25 protein-coding genes are annotated in these 14,626 nt (G+C 64.4%); all 25 read right to left on the reverse strand.

What is annotated here, in order from left to right; genetic code table 11:
• Positions 1-5 precede the first annotated feature (5 nt).
• Entirely contained in the window at positions 6-449 is a 444-nt protein-coding gene (rplO, locus tag M3U25_RS14775; protein ID WP_355500746.1) for a 50S ribosomal protein L15, read from the reverse strand.
• Positions 450-455: 6 nt separating this feature from the next.
• The gene (rpmD, locus tag M3U25_RS14780; protein ID WP_019796104.1) at positions 456-647 is read right to left on the reverse strand and encodes a 50S ribosomal protein L30; all 192 of its coding nucleotides are present in this window, start codon (positions 645-647) and stop codon (positions 456-458) included.
• Entirely contained in the window at positions 640-1,185 is a 546-nt protein-coding gene (gene rpsE / locus M3U25_RS14785; RefSeq protein WP_010340449.1) for a 30S ribosomal protein S5, read from the reverse strand. Before rpsE ends, rpmD begins: the two co-directional genes overlap by 8 nt.
• Positions 1,186-1,340: 155 nt before the next feature.
• Positions 1,341-1,700 (reverse strand): 50S ribosomal protein L18, encoded by a 360-nt coding sequence (gene rplR, locus M3U25_RS14790; RefSeq protein WP_010340448.1) that lies wholly within the window; start codon positions 1,698-1,700, stop codon positions 1,341-1,343.
• 91 nt (positions 1,701-1,791) lie between these two features.
• A complete protein-coding gene (gene rplF, locus M3U25_RS14795) occupies positions 1,792-2,319 on the reverse strand; it encodes a 50S ribosomal protein L6 (protein WP_017908703.1) in 528 nt (175 codons plus the stop codon).
• Between the two features lie 16 nt (positions 2,320-2,335).
• Entirely contained in the window at positions 2,336-2,734 is a 399-nt protein-coding gene (gene rpsH / locus M3U25_RS14800) for a 30S ribosomal protein S8 (protein WP_010340446.1), read from the reverse strand.
• A 254-nt stretch (positions 2,735-2,988) separates the two neighbouring features.
• The gene (rpsN, locus tag M3U25_RS14805) at positions 2,989-3,294 is read right to left on the reverse strand and encodes a 30S ribosomal protein S14 (protein ID WP_010341607.1); all 306 of its coding nucleotides are present in this window, start codon (positions 3,292-3,294) and stop codon (positions 2,989-2,991) included.
• Between the two features lie 110 nt (positions 3,295-3,404).
• Positions 3,405-3,947 (reverse strand): 50S ribosomal protein L5, encoded by a 543-nt coding sequence (gene rplE, locus M3U25_RS14810; protein WP_010341606.1) that lies wholly within the window; start codon positions 3,945-3,947, stop codon positions 3,405-3,407.
• Positions 3,948-3,958: 11 nt separating this feature from the next.
• Positions 3,959-4,276 (reverse strand): 50S ribosomal protein L24, encoded by a 318-nt coding sequence (gene rplX / locus M3U25_RS14815; RefSeq protein WP_010341604.1) that lies wholly within the window; start codon positions 4,274-4,276, stop codon positions 3,959-3,961.
• Positions 4,277-4,291: 15 nt separating this feature from the next.
• Positions 4,292-4,660 carry a 50S ribosomal protein L14 gene (rplN, locus tag M3U25_RS14820; protein ID WP_003486699.1) on the reverse strand — a complete coding sequence of 123 codons (369 nt, stop codon included), beginning with the start codon at positions 4,658-4,660 and terminating at the stop codon, positions 4,292-4,294.
• Positions 4,661-4,674: 14 nt separating this feature from the next.
• Positions 4,675-4,944: a 30S ribosomal protein S17 gene (gene rpsQ / locus M3U25_RS14825; protein ID WP_010341599.1), complete on the reverse strand. Its 270-nt coding sequence runs from the start codon at positions 4,942-4,944 to the stop codon at positions 4,675-4,677.
• A gap of 11 nt (positions 4,945-4,955) precedes the next feature.
• Positions 4,956-5,141, reverse strand: a complete 186-nt coding sequence (gene rpmC / locus M3U25_RS14830) for a 50S ribosomal protein L29 (protein WP_010341597.1) — start codon at positions 5,139-5,141, stop codon at positions 4,956-4,958.
• The gene (gene rplP, locus M3U25_RS14835) at positions 5,141-5,554 is read right to left on the reverse strand and encodes a 50S ribosomal protein L16 (protein ID WP_003470657.1); all 414 of its coding nucleotides are present in this window, start codon (positions 5,552-5,554) and stop codon (positions 5,141-5,143) included. The genes rpmC and rplP overlap by 1 nt, the downstream gene beginning before the upstream one ends.
• A 5-nt stretch (positions 5,555-5,559) precedes the next feature.
• Positions 5,560-6,294 (reverse strand): 30S ribosomal protein S3, encoded by a 735-nt coding sequence (rpsC, locus tag M3U25_RS14840; protein WP_010341595.1) that lies wholly within the window; start codon positions 6,292-6,294, stop codon positions 5,560-5,562.
• Between the two features lie 17 nt (positions 6,295-6,311).
• Positions 6,312-6,647 (reverse strand): 50S ribosomal protein L22, encoded by a 336-nt coding sequence (rplV, locus tag M3U25_RS14845; RefSeq protein WP_003470663.1) that lies wholly within the window; start codon positions 6,645-6,647, stop codon positions 6,312-6,314.
• Between the two features lie 12 nt (positions 6,648-6,659).
• Positions 6,660-6,929 carry a 30S ribosomal protein S19 gene (rpsS, locus tag M3U25_RS14850; protein ID WP_010341594.1) on the reverse strand — a complete coding sequence of 90 codons (270 nt, stop codon included), beginning with the start codon at positions 6,927-6,929 and terminating at the stop codon, positions 6,660-6,662.
• Between the two features lie 6 nt (positions 6,930-6,935).
• Positions 6,936-7,763: a 50S ribosomal protein L2 gene (rplB, locus tag M3U25_RS14855; protein ID WP_010341593.1), complete on the reverse strand. Its 828-nt coding sequence runs from the start codon at positions 7,761-7,763 to the stop codon at positions 6,936-6,938.
• A gap of 10 nt (positions 7,764-7,773) precedes the next feature.
• Positions 7,774-8,073, reverse strand: coding sequence for a 50S ribosomal protein L23 (rplW, locus tag M3U25_RS14860; protein ID WP_019796624.1), 300 nt, complete (start codon positions 8,071-8,073; stop codon positions 7,774-7,776).
• The gene (gene rplD / locus M3U25_RS14865; RefSeq protein ID WP_010341591.1) at positions 8,070-8,675 is read right to left on the reverse strand and encodes a 50S ribosomal protein L4; all 606 of its coding nucleotides are present in this window, start codon (positions 8,673-8,675) and stop codon (positions 8,070-8,072) included. The genes rplW and rplD overlap by 4 nt, the downstream gene beginning before the upstream one ends.
• 12 nt (positions 8,676-8,687) lie before the next feature.
• Positions 8,688-9,338: a 50S ribosomal protein L3 gene (gene rplC / locus M3U25_RS14870; RefSeq protein WP_019796625.1), complete on the reverse strand. Its 651-nt coding sequence runs from the start codon at positions 9,336-9,338 to the stop codon at positions 8,688-8,690.
• 11 nt (positions 9,339-9,349) lie between these two features.
• Positions 9,350-9,661 (reverse strand): 30S ribosomal protein S10, encoded by a 312-nt coding sequence (rpsJ, locus tag M3U25_RS14875; protein ID WP_010341589.1) that lies wholly within the window; start codon positions 9,659-9,661, stop codon positions 9,350-9,352.
• A gap of 485 nt (positions 9,662-10,146) precedes the next feature.
• Positions 10,147-11,337, reverse strand: coding sequence for an elongation factor Tu (gene tuf, locus M3U25_RS14880; protein WP_242081676.1), 1,191 nt, complete (start codon positions 11,335-11,337; stop codon positions 10,147-10,149).
• A gap of 90 nt (positions 11,338-11,427) precedes the next feature.
• Complete coding sequence (gene fusA / locus M3U25_RS14885) at positions 11,428-13,518, reverse strand: elongation factor G (protein ID WP_184502856.1); 2,091 nt, start codon at positions 13,516-13,518, stop codon at positions 11,428-11,430.
• 138 nt (positions 13,519-13,656) lie between these two features.
• A complete protein-coding gene (gene rpsG / locus M3U25_RS14890) occupies positions 13,657-14,124 on the reverse strand; it encodes a 30S ribosomal protein S7 (RefSeq protein ID WP_010341334.1) in 468 nt (155 codons plus the stop codon).
• A gap of 12 nt (positions 14,125-14,136) precedes the next feature.
• Positions 14,137-14,511 carry a 30S ribosomal protein S12 gene (rpsL, locus tag M3U25_RS14895; protein WP_003469157.1) on the reverse strand — a complete coding sequence of 125 codons (375 nt, stop codon included), beginning with the start codon at positions 14,509-14,511 and terminating at the stop codon, positions 14,137-14,139.
• Positions 14,512-14,626 lie beyond the last annotated feature (115 nt).

Raw genomic sequence — 14,626 nt, forward strand, 5'->3', positions numbered from 1 at the left:
GCGTGTTACTCCTGCACGCTGCCGCCGGCAGCTTCGATTGCCGCCTTGGCACCGGCGGTCGCGGCGACGCCCTTCAGCACGAACGCCTTGCTCAGTTCGCCCTTCAGGACCACCTTGGCCTTCTTCGCGGTGCTCGGGACCAGCTTCGCGGCGCGCAGCGCAGCGAAATCGATCTCGCCCGCCGGCAGGTTGTCGAGCTGGTAGGACAGCACTTCGGCAGTGTCCTTGGCCATCTTCGAGCGGAAGCCGATCTTCGGCAGACGACGCTGCATGGGGGTCTGGCCGCCTTCGAAGCCGGCCTTGATCTTGCCGCCGCCCTTGCGAGCGAACGAACCCTTGTGGCCGCGGCCGGCGGTCTTGCCCAGGCCGGAACCGATGCCGCGACCGACGCGGGTGCGCTCGGTACGCGCGCCCGGCGCGGGCTTCAGATCATTCAGATGCAAAGTCATGGTCGATTACTCCTCAACCTGGACGAGGTACTGAACCTTGTTGATCAGGCCGCGCACTTGCGGGCTGTCCTTCAGTTCGCGCACATCGTTGAGCTTGTTCAGGCCCAGGGCACGCACCGACAGGCGGTGACGCGACTGGGTACCACGCAGGCCGCGCACCAGGCGCACCTTGACGGTCTTGGCGGATTCATTAGCCATGGGTCAGATCCTCCACCTTCTTGCCGCGCTTGGCCGCGATGCGGGCCGGCGACTGCATGTCTTCCAGGCCGCGCAGGGTGGCGCGCACCAGGTTGATCGGGTTGCGCGAACCGACGGCCTTGGCCAGCACGTTCTTCACGCCCACCGCTTCCAGCACGGCGCGCATCGCGCCGCCGGCGATCACGCCGGTACCTTCCGACGCCGGCATCATGAACACGCGCGCCGCGCCGTGGCCGGACTTCACCGGGTGCCACAGGGTGCCGTTGTTCAGATCGATGTTGAGCATGCCCTTGCGCGCATACTCCATCGACTTCTGGATCGCGACCGGCACTTCGCGCGCCTTGCCGTAACCGAAGCCGATCTTGCCGTTGCCGTCGCCGACCACGGTCAGCGCGGTGAAGGTGAACTGGCGACCGCCCTTGACCGTCTTGCTGACGCGGTTGACCGCGACCAGCTTCTCGATCATGCCGTCGTCGACTTTCTCTTCGCGGTTGCGGTCGCGATCACGACCCCGCGGTGCACGCTGTTCTTCAGCCATTGTGATGCCCTTGATAGAGGAAAAGATTTACGGCTTCGTTGCCGCTTGTGGTTGTGGTCTGGCGCCGTGTTCCCCGGACGCGCGCAAAAGGCGCGCCAGGGTCCGATGCAGCCCGCATCGGCAGGACGGGCGCGGCATTGCCGCACCCGCAAGGATCAGAACTGCAGGCCGCCTTCGCGCGCGGCGTCGGCCAGCGCCTTGATGCGGCCGTGGTAGCGGTAGCCCGAGCGGTCGAACGCGACCTTCTCGACGCCCGCGGCCTTGGCACGCTCGGCGATCAGCTTGCCGACCTTGGCGGCGGCGTCGCTGTTCTTGCCGTTCTTCAGGCCGTCCTTGACGTCGGCCTGCAGGGTGTTCGCCGCGGCGAGCACCTTGGAGCCGTCGGCGGTGAAGACCTGCGCGTACAGGTGCTGACCGGTGCGCAGCACCGACAGGCGGGCGACGCCGAGCTCGCGGATGTGGGCGCGGGTCGACTTGGCGCGACGCAGGCGGGCGATGTTCTTGTTGATGCTCATGGTATGTGTCCTAGGGAAGCTGAAGGAGAACAGGCTTTTGCAGCGAGGAGTCCGGCCATGGGGGGCCGGGCTCCTCGCAGAAGGACCTGCATTACGCCTTCTTGGCTTCCTTGCGAATGATGGCTTCACCGGCGTACTTCACACCCTTGCCCTTGTAGGGCTCCGGCGGACGGAAACCGCGGATCTTGGCGGCGACTTCGCCGACGCGCTGCTTGTCGGCGCCCTGCACCAGGATTTCGGTCTGGGTCGGAGCGGCCAGGGTGATGCCTTCCGGCGCGCTGAACACGATCGGGTGCGAGAAACCGAGCGCCAGGCTCAGGTCCTTGCCCTGCATCGTGGCACGGTAGCCGACGCCCACCAGCTCAAGCTTGCGCTCGAAGCCCGCGGACACGCCCTGCACCATGTTCGCCAGGATGGCGCGGACGGTACCGGTGATGGCGATGTGCGACGGATCGTTCGCCGACAGCGTGGCGACACCGTTTTCCTGCTTGATTTCGACGCCGGCCGGCTTCGGCAGCGACAGGGTGCCCTTCGGGCCCTTGACGCTGACCTGATCGGCCTGGACGGTGAGTTCGACGCCCTTCGGGAGGGAGATCGGCTTCTTGGCTACGCGGGACATGTGAGTGCTCCTTCCCTTAGGCCACGAAGCACAGGACTTCGCCACCGACGCCGGCCTGACGGGCCTGCGCATCGGTCATGATGCCCTTGGACGTGGAAATGATGGCAACGCCCAGACCGCCGAGAACCTTCGGCAGCTCGGTCTTGCCGCGATACTGGCGCAGACCCGAACGCGACACGCGCTTGAGCGTATCGATGACCGGGCGGCCCTCGAAATACTTCAGCACGATTTCCAGTTCGGACTTGTTGTTCTCGATCGCGTTGACGCGCAGATCGCTGATATAGCCTTCGGCCTTCAGCACTTCCGCGATCGCAACCTTGATCTTGGAGGACGGCATCTTCACCGTCGGCTTGCCAACCGCGGCCGCATTCTTGATGCGGACCAGCAGGTCGGCGATGGGATCAGTCATGCTCATGGTGTCTACCTTTGAGTGCACCGATATCCGCTTTCGCGAAAATCTTGTGTGGTGGAGCGGTGGAATGACGCAGGGGGTGAAGCGCGCAACCGCCGGAGGAACCCGCGGCGGCTGCCATACCCGTCCCTGCCGCGAGGCAAGGAGCGGGAGTATACGACAAAAAGTCCGACTTGCGTCGGACTCGTTGTCTGAACGACACGCGGGCGGCTAGACCGCCCTGCCCGGCCCCGCGGACGGGACCGGCGCCGCTGGAATTACCAGCTGGCCTTGCGCAGGCCCGGAACGTCGCCGTTCATGGTCGCCTTGCGCAGCATGTTGCGGCCCAGGCCGAACTTGCCGTACACGCCACGCGGGCGGCCGGACAGTTCGCAACGGGTACGCTGGCGGCTCGGCGACGAATCGCGCGGCAGCTTCTGCAGCTTGGTCACGGCCTCGGCCTTCTCGTCATACGAGGCGGTGCCGGAGGCGATGATCTTCTTCAGCGCATCACGCTTGTCGGCGAACTTCTTCGCCAGCTTCTTGCGCTTGATGTCGCGGTTGACCATGGAGGTCTTTGCCATCTGTAAATCCTCGGGATTCGAGAGTGGGGATTGGAGATTTCCAGAATCCGGGATGTGACGGGCGCAGCGCCCTTCCATCCCGAATCCCGAATCCCGAATCCCGGCGTCAATCAGTTACGGAACGGGAACTTGAACGCTTCGAGCAGCGCCTTGGCTTCGGCGTCGGTCTTGGCGGTGGTGGTGATGGCGATATCCATGCCGCGGATCGCGTCGACGGCGTCGAAGTCGATTTCCGGGAAGATGATCTGCTCCTTCACGCCCATGTTGAAGTTGCCGCGGCCGTCGAACGAACGCCCGGAGACACCACGGAAGTCGCGCACGCGCGGCAGCGAGATGTTGATCAGGCGGTCCAGGAACTCGTACATCTTGGCGCGACGCAGCGTGGTCTTGCAGCCGATCGGCCAGCCATCGCGGATCTTGAACGAGGCCACCGAGATGCGCGACTTGGTCACCACCGGCTTCTGGCCGGAGACCTTGGCCATGTCGGCGACGGCGTTTTCCAGGATCTTCTTGTTCGTCGCGGCCTCGCCCACGCCCATGTTCAGCGTGACCTTGACCAGCTTCGGCACTTCCATCGGATTGGTGTAACCGAACTTCTTCATCAGAGCCGGTACCACTTCTTCCTTGTAGATCTTTTCGAGACGGGAAGTCATTGTGTCATTCCTCAGGCGTCGAGCGCCTCACCGCTGGAGCGGAACACACGCAGTTTGCGTCCATCCTCCAGCACCTTGAAGCCAACGCGGTCGCCCTTGCCCGTCGCCGGGTTGAGGATCGCAACGTTGGAAATATGGATCGACGCTTCGCGCTCGACCACGCCGCCGGCGACGCCCGCCTGCGGGTTCGGCTTGGTGTGGCGCTTGACGATGTTCGCGTTGGAGACGACCACGCGGTCGCCGTCGACGCGGACGACTTCGCCCTGCTTGCCCTTGTCCTTGCCGGTGGTGACGACGACCTGGTCGCCCTTCTTGATACGGTTAGCCATGTGTATGTCCTCCGCTCACAGCACTTCGGGAGCGAGCGAGACGATCTTCATGAACTTCTCGGAACGCAGCTCGCGGGTCACAGGCCCGAAGATGCGCGTACCGATCGGCTCCTGCTTGTTGTTGAGCAACACCGCGGCGTTGCCATCGAAGCGGATCAACGAACCGTCCGGACGACGCACGCCCTTGCGGGTACGCACGACGACGGCGTCGTAGACTTCGCCCTTCTTGACCTTGCCGCGCGGGATCGCGTCCTTGACGGTGACCTTGATGATGTCGCCAATGTGCGCGTAGCGGCGCTTGGAGCCGCCGAGCACCTTGATGCACATCACTTCCTTGGCACCGGAATTGTCGGCGACGTCGAGGTAGCTCTGCATCTGGATCATGATTCAGATCTCCCTTATTCGGCCGCGCGGGTGACGATTTCCACCACCCGCCAGTTCTTGGTCTTGGACATCGGCGCAATCTCGGTCACGCGCACGACATCGCCTTCGTTGCAGGCGTTGTCGGCGTCGTGGGCGTGGAGCTTGGTCGAGCGCTTGATGTACTTGCCGTACAGCGCATGCTTGACCTGACGCTCCACCAGCACGGTGACGGTCTTGTCCATCTTGTTGCTGACCACACGGCCTTCGACCGTGCGCAGCGTCTTGCTTTCGTTATTGTCGCTCATCGCGGCCATCCTTACTTCGTGCTGCCGAGCAGGTGCTTGACGCGAGCGATCTCGCGGCGCACCCGGCGGGTTTCGTGAGTCTTCGGCAGCTGCCCGGTGACCTGCTGCATGCGCAGGGCGAACTGCTCCTTGCGCAGATCGGTCAGGTGGGCCTTCAGATCGTCGGCCGACTTCTCGCGGAGTTGTTTGATGTCCATCAGCGTACCGTCCGGGTCACGAAGGTGGTGGTCACCGAAAGCTTGGCAGCGGCCAGGCGGAACGCCTCGCGCGCGACATCTTCGCCGACGCCTTCGATTTCATAGATCATGCGACCGGGCTGGATCTGGGCGACCCAGTACTCGACGTTACCCTTACCGGAGCCCATTCGCACTTCGATCGGCTTCTTGGTGATCGGCTTGTCCGGGAACACGCGGATCCACATCTTGCCGCCGCGCTTGACGTAGCGGCTGATCGAGCGGCGCGCCGCTTCGATCTGGCGCGCGGTCAGCTGACCGTGCGCCGTGGCCTTCAGCCCGTACTCGCCGAAGCTGACGGCGTTTCCGCTCCACGCCAGGCCGTCGTTACGACCCTTGTGCATCTTGCGGTATTTGGTTCGCTTGGGTTGCAACATTGCCGTTACCTCGCTTCACGGGCCGGACGCGACGGACGGTCGCCACGGTCGCCGCGATCGTTACGATCGTTGCGCGGGGAATCGTCCTGCTTTTCCTGGCCAACCTGGGAGAAATCGAAGATCTCGCCCTTGTAGATCCAGACCTTGATGCCGATGATGCCGTAGGTCGTCTTGGCTTCGGCGAAGCCGTAGTCGATGTCGGCACGCAGCGTGTGCAGCGGCACGCGGCCCTCGCGGTACCACTCGGAACGGGCGATTTCCGCACCGTTCAGACGGCCGGCGACGTTGACCTTGATGCCCAGGGCACCCAGGCGCATCGCGTTGCCGACCGAGCGCTTCATCGCGCGGCGGAACATGATGCGACGCTCCAGCTGCTGCGCGATCGACTCGGCGACCAGCTGCGCGTCCAGCTCCGGCTTGCGCACTTCGGTGACGTTGATGTGGGCGGGGACGCCCATCATCTCGCTCACTTCCTTGCGCAGCTTCTCGATGTCCTCACCGCGCTTGCCGATCACCACGCCCGGGCGGGCGGTGTGGATCGTCACGCGCGCGGTCTTGGCCGGACGCTCGATCAGGATCTTGCTGATGCCCGCCTGCGCCAGCTTCTTGCGCAGCATTTCGCGGACCTTGAGGTCGGCTGCCAGGTAACCGGCGAACTCGGCCTTGTTGGCGTACCACTTGGAATTCCAGTCCTTGGCGATACCCAGGCGGATTCCGATCGGATGAACTTTATGACCCATCGTCTTTTCCTTTCCGCTTACTTGGCGGCGCCCACAACCACAGTGATGTGGCTGGTGCGCTTGAGGATGCGGGTACCGCGGCCTTTCGCCCGCGCCATGAAACGCTTCAGGGTCGGACCTTCATCAACCATGATGGTCTTGACCTTCAGCTCGTCGACATCCGCGCCTTGATTGTTCTCGGCATTGGCGATCGCCGACTCCACCACCTTCTTGATCAGGTGGGCAGCCTTCTTGTCCGAGAACTTCAGCAGGTTGACCGCCCGCTCGGCGGAAAGACCACGGACCTGGTCGGCGACCAGGCGGGCCTTCTGCGGGGAGATGCGCGCGGTGCGCAGGATTGCTTTCGCTTCCATCGTCATCTCTCCTTACCGGCCCGACTTCTTGTCGCCACCGTGACCCTTGAAGGTCCGGGTGACGGCAAATTCGCCGAGCTTGTGGCCGACCATGTTCTCGTTGACCAGCACCGGAACGTGGTTCTTGCCGTTATGCACGGCGATGGTGAAACCCACCATCTCCGGCAGGATCATCGAACGACGCGACCAGGTCTTGATCGGACGCTTGCTACCGGCCGCGGCCTCCACCTTCTTGACGAGGTGGTGATCGACGAACGGGCCCTTCTTGAGTGAACGTGCCATGGTCGATTAGCCCCTACGATCGCGGACGATGAATTGTTCGGTGCGCTTGTTATGGCGCGTCTTGTAACCCTTGGTCGGGACACCCCACGGGGTGACCGGATGCGGATTACCCTGACCGGCCTTCGCCTCACCACCACCGTGCGGGTGGTCGACCGGGTTCATGGCCGCACCGCGAACGGTCGGACGCACGCCGCGCCAGCGCTTGGCGCCCGCCTTGCCCAGCTTCTCGAGGTTGTGCTCGTCGTTGCCGACTTCGCCGATGGTGGCGCGGCACTCGGACGGCACCTTGCGCATTTCGCCGGAGCGCAGACGCAGGGTGGCGTAGATGCCTTCACGCGCGACCAGCTGCACCGCGGCGCCGGCGGCACGCGCAATCTGCGCGCCCTTGCCCGGCTTCAGCTCGATCCCGTGGACGGTGGTGCCGACCGGGATGTTGCGCAGCGGCAGGGTGTTGCCGGTCTTGATCGGCGCATCCGAACCCGCGATCACCTGGTCGCCGGCCTTCAGGCCCTTCGGCGCGATGATGTAGCGGCGCTCGCCGTCGGCGTAGCACAGCAGGGCGATATGGGCGGTGCGGTTGGGATCGTATTCGATCCGCTCCACGCGCGCCGGGATACCTTCCTTGTTGCGCTTGAAGTCGATGACGCGGTAGTGCTGCTTGTGGCCACCGCCGACGTGGCGGGTGGTGATGCGGCCGTGGTGGTTACGACCACCGGACTTGCTCTGCTTTTCCACCAGTGCAGCGTGCGGGGCGCCCTTGTGCAGATCGGGCGTGACCACGCGCACGGCCGAACGACGGCCTGCGGAGGTGGGCTTGAATTTCATCAATGGCATGGGATGTACCTCAGGCCTTGGCCGTTACGTCGATGGACTGGCCTTCGGCCAGACGCACGTACGCCTTGCGCCAATCGCCGCGACGACCGCTGCGCGAACGGAAGGACTTGTTCTTGCCCTTGACGTTCAACACGTTGACCGACTCGACCTTGACGTCGAACAGCTGCTCGACCGCGGCCTTGACATCGGCCTTGGTGGCTTCGTTCGAAATCTCGAAGACGTACTGATTGGTGAGTTCCTGCAGGCGCGCGGTCTTTTCCGAGACACGCGGAGCGCGCAGCACGCTGAAGATTTTTTCGTTGCTGCTCATGCCAGCCACTCCTCGACCTTCTTGACCGCATCGGCGGTGATCACGACCGTGTCGGCCCCGACCAGCGACACCGGATCCAGGCCCTGCACGTCACGCACTTCCACGTAGGGAAGGTTGCGGGCCGACAGGTACAGATGCTCGGAGGCTTCTTCGGTCACGATCAGCGGGCGCTTACCCACTTCCAGACCCTTCAGCTTCTCGACCAGGCCCTTGGTCTTGCTGGCCTCGACGTCGAACGCGTCGACGACCATCAGGCGACCCTGGCGGTTCAGTTCCGAGAGGATCGCGCAGATGGCAGCGCGGTACATCTTGCGGTTGACCTTCTGCTCGAAGCTGCGCGGCTTGGCCGCGAAGGTCACGCCACCGCCGACGAAGATCGGAGCGGTCAGCGCGCCGTGGCGAGCGCCACCGCCCTTCTGCTTCTTCGACTTCTTGGTGGTGCCGTTGACTTCCGAACGCGTCTTCTGCGCCTTGGTGCCGGCGCGGCCGGCGTTGCGATAGGCGACGACGACCTGGTGAACCAGATCCTCGCTGAAATCGCGGCCGAACACGGCGTCGGAGACCGAGACCTTGTTGTTGCTACCCGTGATAACGAGTTCCATCGTCATCTCTCCTTATGCCTTGCTAGCCGGACGCACGATCACGTCGCCACCGGCAGCGCCAGGCACAGCGCCGCGGATGGCGATCAGGCCACGCTCGACGTCGACCTTGACCACTTCCAGATTCTGCGTGCTCTGCTGCACCGCGCCCATGTGGCCGGACATCTTCTTGCCCGGGAAAACGCGACCCGGGGTCTGGCGCTGACCCAGCGAACCCGGCGCGCGATGCGACAGCGAGTTACCGTGGGTGGCATCGCCCATGCGGAAGTTGTGCCGCTTGATGGTGCCCTGGAAACCCTTACCCTTGGTGACGCCCTGGACGTCGACCTTCTGGCCGACGGCGAAGATGTCCGCCTTGATTTCGCCGCCGACGGCGAACTCGCCCAGCTGCGCGTCCTCGACGCGGAACTCCCACAGGCCACGACCCGCTTCGACCTTCGCCTTGGCGAAATGGCCGGCAGCCGGCTTGTTGACCAGCGCGGCGCGACGGGCGCCCACGGTGATCTGCACGGCGCTGTAGCCGTCGGCTTCAACGGTCTTGAGCTGGGTGATGCGGTTCGGGGTCGCTTCGATCAGGGTGACCGGAATGGAGCGGCCGTCTTCGGTGAAGACGCGGCTCATGCCGGCCTTGCGGCCCACGAAGCCCAACGAATACTTCTTCGTCATGGTCGTAGTCCTCAGGTCAACTTGATCTGGACATCGACGCCAGCCGCGAGTTCGAGCTTCATCAGCGCGTCCACGGTCTTGTCGTTGGGGTCGACGATGTCGAGCACGCGCTTGTGCGTGCGGGTCTCGTACTGGTCGCGCGCGTCCTTGTCGACGTGCGGGGAAACGAGGATGGTGTAGCGTTCGATCTTGGTCGGCAGCGGGATCGGGCCACGCACTTGCGCGCCGGTCCGCTTGGCCGTCTCGACGATCTCGCTGGCCGAACGGTCGATCAAACGATGATCGAACGCCTTCAGCCGAATCCGGATCTTTTGGTCCGCCATGACGGTGGGTTCCTTCGTTAAAAGAGCGACGGGCAAGGCCTCTGGGATACCTGCCCCGGTTGTTTCCTGATGTCGTACCGCAGAGCATCCGGCTCGGCGGGGGCATTCCTCCGCCCCAAAAACTGGGGCAGACCAGTCGACCCGGCCTGCCCAGACGGAAAAGTATAATGCGCAGCTAGAGCATCGTCAACAACCCAGGGTTGTTGAGTGCTCCATGCGACGCGACCTTCCCGGTCCTGCGAACACGAGCGGCGTCCTGCCTCTCTTTTCGCTGTCTTACCGGCGCCCTACCCAGGAACGCCGAGCCGCGCATTATAGCGACCACCCTGCCTGGCCGCAACACCCTGGACGAGAAAAGCGCGTGAAGCGTGGCAGCGCCTGCGCCGATGCCGGAAACGACGAAGGGTCGGCTTGCGCCGACCCTTCGGGATGCCGGCGACCGCAGTCGCTGGCGATTCAACCGGCGGCTGTGCCGCCGGAGGGCATTACTTGATGATCTTGGCCACCACGCCGGCGCCGACGGTACGGCCGCCTTCGCGGATCGCGAAGCGCAGGCCTTCGTCCATCGCCACCGGGTTGATCAGCGTCACCACCATCTTGACGTTGTCGCCCGGCATCACCATTTCCACGCCTTCCGGCAGCTGCACCGCACCGGTGATGTCGGTGGTGCGGAAGTAGAACTGCGGACGGTAGCCCTTGAAGAACGGGGTGTGACGGCCGCCCTCGTCCTTCGACAGCACGTACACTTCGGCTTCGAAGTCGGTGTGCGGCTTGATCGAACCCGGCTTGCACAGCACCTGGCCACGCTCCACGTCGTCACGCTTGGTGCCGCGCAGCAGCAGGCCCGCGTTGTCGCCCGCCTGGCCCTGGTCCAGCAGCTTGCGGAACATTTCCACGCCGGTCACGGTGGTCTTCTGCGTGGCACGGATGCCGACGATTTCGATTTCGTCGCCCACCTTGATCACGCCGCGCTCGATACGGCCGGTCACCACGGTGCCGCGGCCCGAGATCGAGAACACGTCTTCCACCGGCATCAGGAACGGCTTGTCCACGTCGCGCTGCGGCTCCGGGATGAACGAGTCCAGCGCGTCCACCAGCTTCAGGATCGCCGGCACGCCGATCTCGCTCTGGTCGCCTTCCAGCGCCAGACGGGCCGAACCGTGGATGATCGGGGTGTCGTCACCCGGGAAGTCGTACTTGCTCAGCAGCTCGCGCACTTCCATCTCGACCAGCTCGAGCAGCTCGGCGTCGTCGACCATGTCGGCCTTGTTCAGGAACACCACGATGTGCGGCACGCCGACCTGACGCGACAGCAGGATGTGCTCGCGGGTCTGCGGCATCGGGCCGTCAGCGGCCGAGCACACCAGGATCGCGCCGTCCATCTGCGCCGCACCGGTGATCATGTTCTTGACGTAGTCCGCGTGACCCGGGCAATCCACGTGCGCGTAGTGGCGCGTCGGAGATTCGTATTCCACGTGGGCGGTCGAGATCGTGATGCCGCGCGCCTTCTCTTCCGGCGCCGCGTCGATCGCGTCGTACGCCTTGAACTCGCCGCCGAAGCGCTCTGCGCCGATCTTGGTCAGCGCCGCGGTCAGCGTGGTCTTGCCGTGGTCGACGTGACCGATGGTGCCGACGTTGACGTGCGGCTTGGTGCGCTCGAACTTACCCTTTGCCATGTCTTCTCTACCTCGTGATTCGTATTGGGGGACGAGAGAGCGGGATGCGGCGCGGACCTGGTCCGCGGCACGCATCCCGTCGCTCTAATCTCAGTTCTTCTTGATGACCGAGTCGGCGATGTTGGCCGGCGCTTCGGCGTAGTGGTCGAACTCCATCGAGAACGTGGCGCGACCCTGCGACATCGAGCGCAGCGTGGTGGCGTAGCCGAACATTTCGCCCAGCGGCACCATCGCGTTGATCACCTTGCCCGACGGGCTGTCGTCCTGGCCCTGCAGGATGCCGCGACGACGGCTCACGTCGCCCATCACGTCGCCCAGGTAATCCTCCGGGGTGACGATCTCGACCTTCATGATCGGCTCCAGCAGCACCGGGTTGGCCTTGTTGAAGCCTTCCTTGAAGCCCATCGAGCCGGCGATCTTGAACGCCATTTCCGACGAGTCGACGTCGTGGTACGAACCGTCGATCAGGCGCACCTTGACGTCCACGATCGGGTAGCCGGCCATCACGCCGTTGGCCACCGCTTCCTGGATGCCCTTGTCCACCGCCGGGATGTATTCCTTCGGCACCACGCCGCCGACGATCGCGTTCTCGAAGGTGTAGCCCTGGCCACGCTCCTGCGGCTCGATCTCGAGCACGACGTGACCGTACTGGCCCTTACCGCCGGACTGACGCACGAACTTGCCTTCCTGCTTGACCGCCTTGCGGATGGTCTCGCGGTAGGCCACCTGCGGCTTGCCGACGTTGGCTTCGACGTTGAACTCGCGCTTCATGCGGTCGACGATGATTTCCAGGTGCAGCTCGCCCATGCCGCGGATGATGGTCTGGCCGGACTCTTCGTCGGTGTTGACGCGGAACGAGGGATCTTCCTGCGCCAGACGGCTCAGCGCGATGCCCATCTTTTCCTGGTCCGACTTGGTCTTCGGCTCGACCGCCATCGAGATCACCGGCTCCGGGAACACCATGCGCTCCAGGGTGATGATGTGGTCCTGCGCGCACAGCGTGTCGCCGGTGGTGACGTCCTTCAGGCCCACCGCCGCGGCGATGTCGCCCGCGCGCACTTCCTTGATCTCTTCGCGGTTGTTGGAGTGCATCTGCAGGATGCGGCCCACGCGCTCCTTCTTCGACTTGACCGGGTTGTACACCTGGTCGCCGGAGTTCAGCGTGCCGGAGTAGACGCGGAAGAAGGTCAGCGAACCGACGAACGGGTCGGTCATGATCTTGAACGCCAGCGCCGAGAACGGGGCGTTGTCGGTGGCCGGACGGCTGTCTTCCTTCTCGTCTTCGTCGATGCCCTTGACCGGCGGACGGTCGCTGGGCGACGGCAGCAGCTGGATCACGCCGTCGAGCATGGCCTGCACGCCCTTGTTCTTGAACGCGGTACCGCAGTACACCGGCACCACTTCCACCTTCAGGGTGCGCTCGCGCAGACCGCCCAGGATCTCGGCCTCGGACAGGTCGCCCTCGTTGAGGTACTTGTCCATCAGGTCTTCGTTGGCTTCGGCCGCGGCCTCGACCATGAACGCGCGCGCGTCGGTGGCCTTGTCGACCAGGTGCGCGGGGATGTCGCGGTATTCGAACACGGTGCCCTGCGAGGCGGTATCCCAGTGGATCGCCTTCATCTTGACCAGGTCGACCACACCCTCGAAGCCGTCTTCGGCGCCGATCGGCACCTGCATCGGCACCGGGTAGGCGCCCAGGCGGGCCTTCAGCTGCTCGACGACCTTGTCGAAGTTGGCGCCGGTGCGGTCCATCTTGTTGACGAACGCCAGACGCGGCACCGCGTACTTGTTGGCCTGACGCCACACGGTCTCGGACTGCGGCTGCACGCCGCCGACCGCGCACAGCACGAACACCGCGCCATCGAGCACGCGCAGCGAGCGCTCGACTTCGATGGTGAAGTCCACGTGCCCGGGGGTGTCGATGATGTTGAAGCGGTGCTGCGGCATGGACTTGTCCATGCCGGTCCAGAACGCGGTGGTGGCCGCGGAGGTGATCGTGATGCCACGCTCCTGCTCCTGCTCCATCCAGTCCATCGTCGCGGCACCGTCATGCACCTCGCCGATCTTGTGGCTGACGCCGGTGTAGAACAGGATGCGTTCGGAGGTGGTGGTCTTGCCGGCATCGATGTGGGCCATGATGCCGAAGTTGCGGTAACGCTCGATGGGAGTGGTACGGGCCACAGGGAGCCTCTCAAATTTCTTGGATTTCGGATGGCCGAACGCCGCCTTGCGGCGGCCTTCGGATTTGTGCCGCGCGCAACGGCGCGGCTAGCGGCACTCAGATGGTGCCAGCGGGCCCCGTTTCCAAGGCCCGGAAGGTCACCAGCGGTAGTGCGCGAACGCCTTGTTCGCTTCCGCCATGCGGTGAGTTTCTTCGCGCTTCTTGATGGCGCCGCCACGGTTTTCCGAGGCATCGACCAGCTCGGCCGCGAGCTTGCGCGGCATCGAGTTCTCGCCGCGCTTGCGCGCCGAGTCGATCAGCCAGCGCATCGCCAGCGCCATGCGACGGGAGGAACGCACCTCGACCGGCACTTGGTAGGTGGCACCGCCGACGCGGCGCGACTTGACCTCGACCGCCGGAGCGACGTTGTCCAGCGCCTTCTGCACCAGCTCGATGGCGTTGGGGTTCTTCTCGCCGATCACGTCCATCGCGCCGTACACGATCTTTTCGGCGACCGACTTCTTGCCGCTCAGCATCACCATGTTGATGAAGCGGGCGATGGTTTCGCTCCCGTGCTTGGGATCCGGGAGAACGGCGCGCTGCGGCGTATTACCTTTACGAGACATGTGTACTTTCCCTTAGCTCTTCGGGCGCTTGGCGCCGTACTTGGAACGACCCTGGCGACGCTTGGCGACGCCGGCGGCGTCGAGCGAACCGCGCACGGTGTGGTAGCGCACGCCCGGCAGATCCTTGACGCGGCCGCCGCGGATCAGGACCACGGAGTGCTCCTGCAGGTTGTGGCCTTCGCCGCCGATGTAGCTGATGACCTCTTCCTGGTTGGTCAGGCGCACCTTGGCGACCTTGCGCAGGGCCGAGTTCGGCTTCTTCGGGGTGGTGGTGTACACGCGCGTGCAGACGCCACGGCGCTGCGGGCACTTGTCCAGCGCCGGAGAGGCGCTCTTGTAGGTGGTCGCCTGCCGCGGCTTGCGGACCAGCTGGTTGATCGTCGCCATCAGTGGATTCTTCTGATTGAGGCCGTCGGGCCTGGATGCGTGAAAACGAAGGCAGGCCGAAGGACGGCCTGCCGAGACAGGAAAGTATAGCGGGCAAGTCAAAGCGCCGTCAACT

This window comes from Xanthomonas sp. PPL134 (assembly GCF_040595915.1).
Lineage (GTDB): Bacteria > Pseudomonadota > Gammaproteobacteria > Xanthomonadales > Xanthomonadaceae > Xanthomonas_A > Xanthomonas_A indica.

Coding starts and splice junctions, on each gene's coding strand:
- rplO (WP_355500746.1), bottom strand. CDS start 449: ATGACTTTGCATCTGAATGATCTGAAGCCCGCGCCGGGCGCGCGTACC.
- rpmD (WP_019796104.1), bottom strand. CDS start 647: ATGGCTAATGAATCCGCCAAGACCGTCAAGGTGCGCCTGGTGCGCGGC.
- rpsE (WP_010340449.1), bottom strand. CDS start 1,185: ATGGCTGAAGAACAGCGTGCACCGCGGGGTCGTGATCGCGACCGCAAC.
- rplR (WP_010340448.1), bottom strand. CDS start 1,700: ATGAGCATCAACAAGAACATCGCCCGCCTGCGTCGCGCCAAGTCGACC.
- rplF (WP_017908703.1), bottom strand. CDS start 2,319: ATGTCCCGCGTAGCCAAGAAGCCGATCTCCCTCCCGAAGGGCGTCGAA.
- rpsH (WP_010340446.1), bottom strand. CDS start 2,734: ATGAGCATGACTGATCCCATCGCCGACCTGCTGGTCCGCATCAAGAAT.
- rpsN (WP_010341607.1), bottom strand. CDS start 3,294: ATGGCAAAGACCTCCATGGTCAACCGCGACATCAAGCGCAAGAAGCTG.
- rplE (WP_010341606.1), bottom strand. CDS start 3,947: ATGACTTCCCGTCTCGAAAAGATCTACAAGGAAGAAGTGGTACCGGCT.
- rplX (WP_010341604.1), bottom strand. CDS start 4,276: ATGGCTAACCGTATCAAGAAGGGCGACCAGGTCGTCGTCACCACCGGC.
- rplN (WP_003486699.1), bottom strand. CDS start 4,660: ATGATCCAGATGCAGAGCTACCTCGACGTCGCCGACAATTCCGGTGCC.
- rpsQ (WP_010341599.1), bottom strand. CDS start 4,944: ATGAGCGACAATAACGAAAGCAAGACGCTGCGCACGGTCGAAGGCCGT.
- rpmC (WP_010341597.1), bottom strand. CDS start 5,141: ATGGACATCAAACAACTCCGCGAGAAGTCGGCCGACGATCTGAAGGCC.
- rplP (WP_003470657.1), bottom strand. CDS start 5,554: ATGTTGCAACCCAAGCGAACCAAATACCGCAAGATGCACAAGGGTCGT.
- rpsC (WP_010341595.1), bottom strand. CDS start 6,294: ATGGGTCATAAAGTTCATCCGATCGGAATCCGCCTGGGTATCGCCAAG.
- rplV (WP_003470663.1), bottom strand. CDS start 6,647: ATGGAAGCGAAAGCAATCCTGCGCACCGCGCGCATCTCCCCGCAGAAG.
- rpsS (WP_010341594.1), bottom strand. CDS start 6,929: ATGGCACGTTCACTCAAGAAGGGCCCGTTCGTCGATCACCACCTCGTC.
- rplB (WP_010341593.1), bottom strand. CDS start 7,763: ATGCCATTGATGAAATTCAAGCCCACCTCCGCAGGCCGTCGTTCGGCC.
- rplW (WP_019796624.1), bottom strand. CDS start 8,073: ATGAGCAGCAACGAAAAAATCTTCAGCGTGCTGCGCGCTCCGCGTGTC.
- rplD (WP_010341591.1), bottom strand. CDS start 8,675: ATGGAACTCGTTATCACGGGTAGCAACAACAAGGTCTCGGTCTCCGAC.
- rplC (WP_019796625.1), bottom strand. CDS start 9,338: ATGACGAAGAAGTATTCGTTGGGCTTCGTGGGCCGCAAGGCCGGCATG.
- rpsJ (WP_010341589.1), bottom strand. CDS start 9,661: ATGGCGGACCAAAAGATCCGGATTCGGCTGAAGGCGTTCGATCATCGT.
- tuf (WP_242081676.1), bottom strand. CDS start 11,337: ATGGCAAAGGGTAAGTTCGAGCGCACCAAGCCGCACGTCAACGTCGGC.
- rpsG (WP_010341334.1), bottom strand. CDS start 14,124: ATGTCTCGTAAAGGTAATACGCCGCAGCGCGCCGTTCTCCCGGATCCC.
- rpsL (WP_003469157.1), bottom strand. CDS start 14,511: ATGGCGACGATCAACCAGCTGGTCCGCAAGCCGCGGCAGGCGACCACC.